The organism is Bradyrhizobium sp. NBAIM14 (assembly GCF_020193895.1).
GTDB lineage: Bacteria > Pseudomonadota > Alphaproteobacteria > Rhizobiales > Xanthobacteraceae > Bradyrhizobium > Bradyrhizobium yuanmingense.
This window is the reverse complement of sequence record NZ_JADYVQ010000014.1, coordinates 32,757-43,398: the sequence shown is the minus strand read 5'-3', so window position 1 is coordinate 43,398 and position 10,642 is coordinate 32,757. Positions and strand designations below refer to the sequence as shown.

The window sequence follows — 10,642 nt, the reverse complement described above, 5'->3', positions numbered from 1 at the left end:
AATCGGCGTAGCCGCATCAGCGCCCGTACACCCTAGGGATTTCCCTAGGTGCGAGCAGCACACTATGGATCGCAAAAGCCCTGTCGGGCACCTAAGGCGATATCGCATAAACGCTTAGTCCCCGTTGAAACGGTGAATTGCGGTAGGCCTCACCTATGAGCTTAATCTCCAACGTACACTCCGCTGATCGCGCCGTCATGAGCGGATCCTCTCCTGGCACTGCCACCGCGCCGACCATCGAAACGATCCCGTATGCGTTGAGAAAACCGAGAGGAATGCGTACAAAGCTTCCTATCTGACCCGATAAACGCGGCCGTGAACAATGGGGCTCGTTGACGGCAGATCTGGCGAGAGCGTAGCGTAGACCGTCGCACCGACTACTCGTCTGAACGTGCGGCGCCGTATTCGCTATGCGAAAGGATCCTGTTGTGAGGGCCTTCAAAATTGCTGCGACGGTGTTCGATTTTCCTGCGCCGGTCGATCCAACGATTGCAGCATGTCGAGTAACAAGTTTATCCAGATCTAGCGTGGCTTCCAAGCTCTCTGAAGCGGAATGGCTACCGATGGCTACTGGAGCTGACCCGCTGGGAGCATAGATCTGCTAAGCGCGATCTCTTCGATGAAACGCGAAGGAAACGAATACTTGAAGAAATTGAATATTCTGACGGCTACCTTCACCAAGTGGTGCACGAATTTGAGACAAGGAAGGTGACTTGGTGTGATGCGTATTGTTGCATTTCATCGTCGTGCAAGACATTAATGGATTTTCGGCGAAAGTCAGAGATCTGAAGAGATTGAGGCTGATATTCAGATCATGCGTGACGCGAACGGCACCGTGGATCGCTTCGGTGCGTTCAAAACGATCCTCGGGAAAACTGGCAACCAACGGCACAAACGGGTTTCCGATATACGAGAGATGCGGGACATAGTTTTAGAGCTCTAGGGCCGATTATGCGCAGGTCGCGTAGTGCGCGAGTCCATCGACTGCCGCATCATCACCGAACGATGAAATGTCTAATAAGATCCAAGAAGATCGCGGTGTGCTTGAAGGGGTCGGCTAATGTTCGAACCACCGTCCGCGCGATGCGAGTTCCCGAAAGCCAATGCCCGGTGCCAAACGGCCCTGCCGCGAGACAAGATGCCATCAGCATCGAACCTTCTAGATTCGAAGCCGCGAGAGTCTCATGAGTGCGCCGGCGGTTGCGCGACAAGTTGTCCCAGAGACAAAAACTACCTGACGGTTGAGATTTGGACTAAACTACGGAATCTGTCGTCGGGCAGCATACATGACCTTCGACCGGAGCAGGCAACGCGACAACTGTGGCCGCGGCAAGCGTCGACTGCGCGAGTTACTTTACCTTTAGCAATACTCTTCGCGGGCACATTGGCGGACCCGCCATTCTTGGCAAGAATTGAACTAAGTTAGACCGCTAAATGCCGGGTGGCTTTTTCAAGCTTGTAGAGTGAACCAGCTCACACACCGGCGGCCAAGGACGTTGCAATATCTGCGTGCCGCTTTTGACGTGGGATGTCGATAAACTTGGATCGCCATGTACAAAAAGTGTTTCGGTGACCCGGGTGAAATCTACGCCAAAAGGATCGCGCTCTGCTGGCTGAATTGTGCTGGGGAGTCGTTTTATGGATATTCAGGCGCACCCGCCCCTTCCTTACGTGAAGCCTGAAAGGGCATCGAGTGTACCTTTCCCGAGGATCGGCAAGGTACAGCGTGAGCTGACTGCATCGGCCAACTATTTTGTAGTGGACCCGGTCTTTCTAGCTACCGCCTCTTTGCAACCGTATCAACGAACGCATCAGGACCCGATCCATCGGCCGCTCAGGATCTACACGCTTGATCCAGCGGCGAGTCGGCAGGATGGCGCTGTGGCCGTGTTAAATGTCCCATTCGAGCGATTGCGCTCGGGGCCCGCGGGCAGCATCCTGGAGGTGGTCGATTGGGACGAGACGACGGGGCGGCTCAACAAGCCGGTCGAGTTGGATGATCCTCGCATCCTGATAGAAAATGGACGGCCCCCCTCGCCGTCCGACCCTATGTTCCGGCAGCAGATGGTCTACGCGGTCTGCGCGGCCACGTACGATGTCTTCAGACGCGCGCTCGGACGCGATCCGTGCTGGGGCTTTCACTCTCGTCCTGGTCAAGCTTATGCAAAGCTCAGAATTCGGCCACAGGCCTTCTGCGGCCGCAATGCCTATTACGATTCATCAGCAGGGGAACTCAAGTTCGGCTACTACACTGCCGATGGTAGCGTTCAGGGACGAAATCGACCCGGCGGTCGGGTGTTCACGAGTCTCTCACACGACATCATCGTGCATGAGATGACCCATGCGTTGCTGGACGGTCTTCGGCCGCGCTTTCGGCTGCCGACCCACCCGGATGTCGCGGCCTTTCACGAGGGTTTTGCCGACCTCGTGGCGATGCTCATGCACTTCTCGTATTCGGATGTCGTTCGCGCCGCAATTGAGAGGTCAGGCGGCAAACTCGAGACCGATGCGCTGCTTCTGTCACTCGCTAACCAATTCGGACATACCACGGGTTCGGGCGGGCCGTTGCGATCGGCCATCGATGCAGCGGGGCTTGGACAAGACGAGGAGCGCAGCGTCCGACGATATGATCAAGCTGGCAACGAACCGCACGAGCGTGGCTCGCTTCTAGTAACGGCCATTTTCGAAGCATTCGCGACGATACTTCGCCGGAAGACAAAGCGATTCATTCGCCTGGCACGTCTAACTCCCGGTGAGGCTCCAGGTTCGGAGCTTTGCGAAATTCTCGCGGACCAAGCAAGCACACTGGCATCACAGTTCCTTTCGGTTTGCATACGTGCCATCGACTACTGCCCGCCGTTCGACCTGTGTTTTGGCGAGTATCTGCGAGCAGTTATCACTGCGGATTTCGATCTCGTTCAGGACGACCCCTTCGGCTATCGCGAGGCCATCATCGATTCCTTCGCCCGTCGGCGTATCTACCCGGATGACGTGCCCGATCTCGCGGAGGACACTCTGCTATGGCGACCACCTGACAAGGAAATGGAGCCGATCGAAGACCTGCACTTCAAGAGGTTACGTTTCGCAGGCGACCCGGGACGAGCAGCCGACGAGACCGAACTGCGCCGGCAAGCCGAAGCACTCGGATCCTACGTCATGCGGCCAGGGTACGCACGCGCGTTCGGCTGCGCTTTACCGGGCGACGTGCAACTGAACGGAGATCACGTCGATCCTGCAGTTGTTGGTTCTATTCGCTCCCTTCGCCGCATCGGCCCGGACCGGCAGGTCACCTTCGATACGGTCGCCGAGATCACCCAGCGGCGTTGGTGCAAGCAGATATCGGGAACGTTCACTGAAGTCATCGGCGGCTCAACCGTCATCCTCGGCCCGGACGGCCGAGTTCGCTATGCAATCCGAAAGTCCGTGACGGATCAACGCCGAATACGAGCGCAAGCAGACCATCTTGACGGTAAAGGCGGTTCGAAGAGATGGACGAAGCGCGGCAGCCGCCACCAACTGTCGCGATCCGGTATATGCCATCTCTTTGGTGGAACAGTCGGTGTCCAGCAACCAGCAAGAGGAGAACGACATGAGCGATAGCGAACAGAAACTCCGCCAAGCATTAATGAGAATCGCAGAGGTGGCTCAGGCAGCGTCGGATACCGGACGGTATGTGGACGAGGACGATAAGCCGAATGGCGGCGAAGCTGCGCGGCGCCCCCATAACCACGCGGGTGGAAAAAACGCGCATTGTTCAATTAAGCAACTGCCCGGCCGTCTAGCCGAAAAAGCGGCAAAGACTGCAACGACCATCAATCCCATGAACCGAGTTAACTTCGGTGCCATTGGCTCCGTGGCACGCGGCCTGGTACTCTCGCCAGCAGCGATTGCAGTTTTGGTTGGTAAGTATTGGGGCCCGCAACAGCGCCGGCTCACGGTCAGCTTCCTGGATGGCGGGCCAAGTGATCTGCGCCGCCGGATCATTCAGCACATGAATGCCTGGAACCAAACCGCAGGGATCTCATTCGTGGAGACCCGTGGTGTGGGTAAGGTGCGCATCTCGCGAAATCAAGCAGGATACTGGTCTTATCTCGGGACCGACATCCTGCACATTCCCAGTAATCGGCCGACGTTGAACCTCCAGGGTTTCACCATGAACACAGCGGACAGCGAATTCCATCGCGTCGTGCGTCATGAAGCTGGGCACACACTCGGCTTACCGCATGAACACATGCGTGAGGAGCTGGTTGACCTCATAGACCCACAAAAGGCCTATGACTTCTTCCTGCGCACACAGGGGTGGTCTCGTGAGATGGTGGACCAACAGGTGCTGACACCGCTCAGCCAGGATTCGATAATGGCCACCCCACCGGACCAAGATTCGATCATGTGCTATCAACTTCCGGGATCGATTACCAAAGACGGTCAGCCGATCCGGGGAGGTTCGGACATCAACGCCACCGACTATGCCTTCGCGGGACAGATCTACCCGAAGGTTTCGTCAGAGGGTGCACCGTCGATCCAAGCTCAAATGGGCCTCGCCGACGAATGGTCGCCATCGGAAGATGTGGAGGTGGACGAGGAACTGGTACCGTAACGCTTTGCCGCGCCTCATCGAGATTCAGGCCTCCCAGGACCTCCCACCCGTGCTGCACGTGCGGGTGGGAGACGTACTGATGTTTGGAGCAAGCGGCGGTCGTCTTCTGGAAGGCGAGACGGCGATCGAGCTGTTAGGTGTCTTCTCGACCGGCGTACTCTCGGACGATGGCCGGGTGCTAAGCCCACTCGGACCGCCAACCAACATCTTGTTTCGTGCGCTTCGATCGGGGCAGGCCCGCATCGAGGTGATAAGGGGAGATCCATGGCAAGCTATCCCGCAACGGCACGAGATCGCGATTGTTGTCGTCGTCTGACGGCGCACCGAAGACCGCCCCCCCTAGAAAGTCTGAGCGGAACGTCTCGTCGACCGTTAGCACGACTAAAAAACGGCCTGGGCAATCGGCGGCTTGGAGAACTTAGAAAAGGACCGGGGACGTCATTGTCCCTCTCTACTCCCCACACTCGCCCCGTCCCGTCGACCCGCGCGCATTGCATGCCTCCAACGCCATCACAGAAGTGTGGCATGCTCAATTGAGCCTCGAGGAGAATTTCACATGCCAATCGGAGACAATCTGCCGACCCAATCTGAGCGATCCTTTCTCAATCTGTTTGAGCCGCCGCCACAGTTAATTGAACCCGCCGTCCGCGCCTGCCGCCTATTCAACACGGCGCTGGATATCGTCTTTTACGATGTAGCGACGTTAGCCGCGCAGCTGGCCGAAAAAGACGCGTCCGTGCGAGCTCGGGAGGAGAAACCTCCCTCCCGGATCGTCCAGCTCGATGCACTCAGTGACCCTGAAGGCTCGCTTCTGCTCATCGACGCTAATACCGCACCCTATGTGCACAGATACACCAATGTGGAGGTCTTCTTGACTTCGCCTCACCCGGAAACGCGGGCTGTCGAGATCGTAACAATCACGGGGGTCGGTAGTTCGGCCCTTGGCAGCGCCGCGCTGGCGTGGGACATCTCGATAGCACTCGGAAAACCTGTGCTTGCCATCGTCCCGGGATACGGCATGGCTGACGTCATTCTGCAGGCGCTAGGGGGCTGGTTCGGCTTCGGCCTTTACGACTATCTGCATGCAAAGAGCTTGATCCAGAACGCTCTTGCCAATGCCGCGCCCCGGACAGCGAGCATAGGCCGCCAACTGCCCGCGTCTACGCCGGATGCGAAGACCCTGCACGGCGCGCCAGTCTTTCGCCACGGCTCCGGCTCCTCAGACGTTCTTCACGCACTCCTCCTTCATCGTGACGCGGCATTCAAGCTTCTGGTGGGACACAGCAAGGGCGCCCTGCAGATCGGCAATGCAATCAGATCCCTTCCACCGGACCGAACACACGAACTCCGGGTCGTAACGCTCGGCTGCCCGATTTCTACGGATGTCGCGGGCGTCAGCTACTATCAATACCTTGGGCTTTTCGACGCCCTGGGACAGCTCAACATGTGGGGACACAGGCCGAACCAATGGCCACCGACGTGGCACAGTACGAACCCCAAGTTGCCACCTGCGATGACGGCGGGGAAATACGCGGCGGATGCTTTTCCGGCCTAACGCCTGCTCCGCCCACGCCTGCCCGGTCGTTTCTACGTTTAGATCCGGGCACGTCGCTGATTTGTGAACAGCGATCGCGGCGTCTCTAAGAAAGGGAGCCAGACGTTATGTTCGGAAAGCTTATCCCCTCAATCTGCATCATCGCCCCATTTGTTGTTTCGCCGACTCCGGCTCAAACACCACCAACCTCTTCTAAACCAACTAGTTTCTCAGTTTGCGAAGGAGAGTATGAGCGGAGTTGTCCTGATCATGATGCCTTTACCTATTGTGGCACCATAAATGGCTGGGCAGAAGCATCGCTTGATCGAGCGCACGTAGACGAGCTTATTTGCTTCTATCGAAAATGGATCGCTATCGGCCAAGACATGCCGTGATGCCATTGGCACAGAGTTATCTCTGTTCACTGACTTCACCGATAAGATCAAGATCGCGGCAAGTGCTCCGCAGGGAAACGGCGATTACCGAGCGGGCTCGAGTCGGCCGATCATAAATCTACACGTCCCAGTTGGCGCGCTCTTGTTCCTCAAAGCTACCAAAGGTAAGGTTTGGAATTGAGTTATTTCGCGCGTTTTATTGCTCGTCCAGAACGATCTGGACAGTACTTGCCATACTGCATCCATAGGAGGCTCACATGGGTCGCTGGAAAACGATCTTTGCAGTAGTCCTAACTTTACTCGTCATGGATCTTCCGGCCGAGGCGCAAGTCCCAGTAATTCGTATCGGTGTAGTGGCGACCTTCACCGGTTTCGGGGCAAATGAAGGCCAGCAGTTTCGGGCGGGAGTATCCGCCGCTCAGAATGATCTGAGGCAAATAGCCAACCGGCCGGTGGAGGTCATTTTCTATGATCATCAGAACAAGCCGGACATCGCGGTCAACAAGGCCCGCCAGCTTATTGAAGCCGATCGCGTCAACTTCCTGATTGCAAAAGGCGGCGCATCTGTAATGCTGGCCGTCTCAGGGGTGAGCGAACAGCAACAGACGCCAACCGTCTTGGTCGGGCTATCTAAGGGGCCGTTTTCGGACCAGCGACTAAAGTACTCGTTCCATATCGGCGATAGCGCCGAGCAGCTTGCAAAGCTCGCCGTTCGGTATGCGAAAGACAATCAAAATCGTCGTACGAGCTACATTTTTGAAAGCCAGTTTTACGCCGAAGCGCTCAGCCGTGAAGCCCAAGTCAGTCAGCTTCCGTTGCAAAATTGGAATGGGACGGCTGGCGCGCCGGCGATTGTGTTCATGTTTGGCGGGGATACTCGTAACATTCGTTTGGACGAACTCCCATCAAACAGCCTTCTCATCGGCGGCATCAGCCTCCTGGAGATCGGCCGCCTCGGAAACCAGATCAAAGTGGCGGCCATCGCGCCGCACGATCCCAGCCTTCGAGAGCCACGTAGCTTGCCCAACTCCTTGAGGGACATGAAGGGAGCGGATGCCTACTATGGCTACGCAGCCCTTCAAATCCTGGCACGCGCCGCGCGGAATGATCCTGCTCCTGAACGAGTTGCTGCGAGCATGCGTGCCGACTCGTTCGATACCGTCCTTGGACAAATCAACTTTATGGCCGGCGGCGAATGTCGTCAGCCTAAGCTCGCCGTGTACGTCATGAACGACAATGGCTCATTCCAGCTGTGTCCCGATTGTGGCGGCGTTCACGATGGCTGTAATGGCTCCGCGTGCAAGTGCAAGGACGGCTCTTGCAACAACGACTGCTGTAACAAATAGTGGCAATGATTTCCGATGATCCCAAGAAGGCTATCAAGTTTGTAGCCGCGTTCCTGCCAGGCTTCATTGGTCTGGGCCTCGCAAGTTATTTGGTCGATCTGCGGTTCGGTGAACTTGCATACGCCTTTATTTCGATTGCAATCAGCGTCGCATCCTTTGGGATTGCCTCGCTCGCGATGCGGCAATGGCGCGCAAAGAAGCGGAAACCAGCGCAAGCAGTCGCAACGGCGGAGATAGTGCTAGCATATGTAGTTGCGCTGGTTCTCGGAATTTTCGTGTCGGTCGCCTACGATGATGATTGGGTGATCACGGCGGTGAACAAAATACCTTTCGTGTCGCTTACCAAAACAACTCAAGATCACCCGCTTTTATACGTACTAAAGAAGAGCTTCACCTGTGTGGCTGTGCGTCCTATCGATGCCCGTGAGAACAACACGCTGGTCTATACGAAGGCGATGGTACGAGCGATCGTAAAGGATTATGCGACCGTCGAGGGATTTATCCGCGTTTACCCAACCGAACTTGATCCCGCTCAGGTCTTTCTATCTCCTGCGTGCAAGATAGACGGAAAAAAGACGACAGCAATTCCTGGCCCTGGCGTTCTCGTGCAGACAGAAAATGTCATTGCTTGGGAGCTCATTGATGCGACCGCAAGCGAGTGTTGGAAGATCCACTACGGCAGCAAGCCGCCGTGTCTTTGTCCTTCGGAGGAGGTCAAAGACAAATACATGGCGCGAATGAACGTGGAAAGGCATGAACAACAAGACAAGTACCAGCTCTGCACGGCGGATAAATAGCCTGACTTCGGCAGCCGGCTGGCAGCATTTTCGCATGAGCCGTCAAGAAGCTAGTCTCTCAAGACGACCAGGCGGCCTATGTTCTTACGTATATTTGTACGGTTTCATCCTTATATGAAACTGAAACGTGCTCGACTGAGCATGGACGATGAAAATTGATTGCGTCGCCAGCGTTCACGACTAGGGCGTCGAGATCAATCCACGAGCCGTTGCAACTATCCAGCGGTTGCCCCAGCGCACGATAGAGTCGATTCGCCCGACGCCGGGGACCACATCACCCCGTGCTGCCATTCGAATCCCATCGGGCCCTTCGAGCACCGCTGTTCCGCCGCGAACGTCCAGCACTGCCCAACCTGTCATGGTCGTTGGTCTTGTCTCGGGAACCGCCAGGAGCGGCCCCGCAGACTGGAGCGAGCCCGTCACAGACATGTCCACTTCGAGAGCATCCGCCGATTGCGCCGCATTTGGCGCTTTGGTCCCAGGCTTCGGAGCAACGCTCGCGATGAATGTGGAGGGCTGCCCCAAAGCAGGCGCTGTTCGCGAACCCGATGCAATCTTTCGGACGCCTTCGGCTTTACCGCGTGCCCTTGTGTCCGGCATGCGGCGCAAAGCCGTTTCTACCTGAGCAGTCGGGTCGAGAGCCGAGATAGCTGCAGGACCGTACCAAGCGCCAGCCCAACCCAACGCAAAGCCCGCACCCAATGCGGCCGCCGCGACCAGACAAATAGTGAGTTTTGGAGGCCGGCCCGGCGCCAATAGCGCCAAGATCTCAGCTCGATTGGAGGTCGAGAAATCCGATTGATCGCGAGTGGCGGGCCACGTGAGCTCGCCACTGCCGTGATCTGGGGCGATCGTGATCTTTTCCAAGGTATTCGCATGGTGCAATTGCATGCTTGGCTCCCTTGCGGTCGCCAATGATCGTGCCGGGAGCTAAACCAACCCTTAACTGCCGGTGCGCTCGGCACGACTAAAGAGAAGCCGTAGAGCGCGAAGGGGCTGCCTTCGCGGGAAGGAGCGCGCCCGTCTAGGCAGCCGTTGCGCGAGTAAAGGGCAGAATGGGACTACCAGCTCTCGAGAGAACCGGGCGCAGGTGAATGCCGCGATACCAGACCTAGCTTTGCCGAGCTGGGCGAACTTTCAGAACGAGACTGACCCGAAAGACAAGCGAAAGGAGTGCGCTGCGACATTGGTATCGGGACCATTGCAGGGCCCCTTTTGATACCGCCGCAGTTTAATCGGTTGTACTTTCCTACCTTGGATTGCATATTTTTCCCGTTGTCGACCGCCTGTTGCTTTTAACAATTATGGTTTCCAGTAATGAGTAATCGAGCTCGTGGTTTTAGGTGGCTTTGGCATGGAAGAGCTTGGCGCACCTTGTCGAAGAATCGGTTCCTGTGCCTACAATCTCATCTTGATGCTGCGCCAGAGCGCTCGACATCCGCGGGCATTGGGATCACAGCTTCCGATAGGTAATGTGTGCCGTCGCAAACGGGATGCCCGCACGTCCGGCGCTCCCACGCACGATGCAGGCGCGATCATCTATTGCGTAGAACCAATCATCGAAATTCAATTTGATCGATTTACCGCCTGGTTGCGGCGTGTCGCGAGTGTACTTCCAATGAAAGGCGCAGCCGGCTTGCTCTCCAAGAGCCTCACCTTCCAGCCGGTTTTCCAATCCGGTGTACTTGCCTTCGTTACCTTTTCGTATGGTCCAGTGCATCGTGTCGCAATGGCCATCATCGAATATGTACGTCTCGGTGAAGATCACGGTTTGGGTATCTGTCTCGAATTCGCCGTGCGCCGCAATCGTCGCGCGCTTCAGCAATCCGCCGACGAGGCTTTCCAGCACCGCCCAGCCTTCGATCTGCCCCACAAAGAATTGCTCCGGAAGAAAGATCGGCCTTGTTTCTCTGAAATCCTCGATCGCCATCGGTAGCACCCAATCAAGGGATTCTCCATACTAAGTCCCTTGT

9 protein-coding genes are annotated in these 10,642 nt (G+C 56.7%); 6 read left to right on the top strand and 3 right to left on the bottom strand.

From position 1 onward, the window contains the following. Positions 1-91 precede the first annotated feature (91 nt). The gene (locus tag I6F28_RS37860; protein ID WP_225142075.1) at positions 92-565 is read right to left on the bottom strand and encodes a helicase HerA domain-containing protein; all 474 of its coding nucleotides are present in this window, start codon (positions 563-565) and stop codon (positions 92-94) included. 1,073 nt (positions 566-1,638) lie between these two features. Here I6F28_RS37860 and I6F28_RS26625 point away from each other — a divergent pair. From I6F28_RS26625 to I6F28_RS26600, 6 genes are all read left to right on the top strand, one after another. Next, on the top strand, positions 1,639-3,600 hold the full coding sequence (locus I6F28_RS26625; protein ID WP_225141977.1) for a gluzincin family metallopeptidase: 1,962 nt from the start codon (positions 1,639-1,641) through the stop codon (positions 3,598-3,600). Next, positions 3,590-4,597, top strand: a complete 1,008-nt coding sequence (locus I6F28_RS26620) for a M12 family metallopeptidase (RefSeq protein ID WP_225141975.1) — start codon at positions 3,590-3,592, stop codon at positions 4,595-4,597. Before I6F28_RS26625 ends, I6F28_RS26620 begins: the two co-directional genes overlap by 11 nt. 79 nt (positions 4,598-4,676) lie before the next feature. Continuing rightward, on the top strand, positions 4,677-4,913 hold the full coding sequence (locus tag I6F28_RS26615) for a hypothetical protein (RefSeq protein ID WP_225130035.1): 237 nt from the start codon (positions 4,677-4,679) through the stop codon (positions 4,911-4,913). A 240-nt stretch (positions 4,914-5,153) separates the two neighbouring features. Then, entirely contained in the window at positions 5,154-6,152 is a 999-nt protein-coding gene (locus I6F28_RS26610; RefSeq protein ID WP_225141974.1) for a hypothetical protein, read from the top strand. 631 nt (positions 6,153-6,783) lie between these two features. Beyond that, on the top strand, positions 6,784-7,872 hold the full coding sequence (locus I6F28_RS26605; protein ID WP_225141971.1) for an ABC transporter substrate-binding protein: 1,089 nt from the start codon (positions 6,784-6,786) through the stop codon (positions 7,870-7,872). A 5-nt stretch (positions 7,873-7,877) separates the two neighbouring features. Beyond that, positions 7,878-8,669 (top strand): hypothetical protein, encoded by a 792-nt coding sequence (locus I6F28_RS26600; protein WP_225141968.1) that lies wholly within the window; start codon positions 7,878-7,880, stop codon positions 8,667-8,669. Positions 8,670-8,849: 180 nt separating this feature from the next. Here I6F28_RS26600 and I6F28_RS26595 read toward each other — a convergent pair whose 3' ends face one another. Continuing rightward, the gene (locus I6F28_RS26595; protein ID WP_225141966.1) at positions 8,850-9,560 is read right to left on the bottom strand and encodes a hypothetical protein; all 711 of its coding nucleotides are present in this window, start codon (positions 9,558-9,560) and stop codon (positions 8,850-8,852) included. Between the two features lie 562 nt (positions 9,561-10,122). Beyond that, positions 10,123-10,599 carry a DUF3833 family protein gene (locus I6F28_RS26590; RefSeq protein WP_225141964.1) on the bottom strand — a complete coding sequence of 159 codons (477 nt, stop codon included), beginning with the start codon at positions 10,597-10,599 and terminating at the stop codon, positions 10,123-10,125. Positions 10,600-10,642 lie beyond the last annotated feature (43 nt).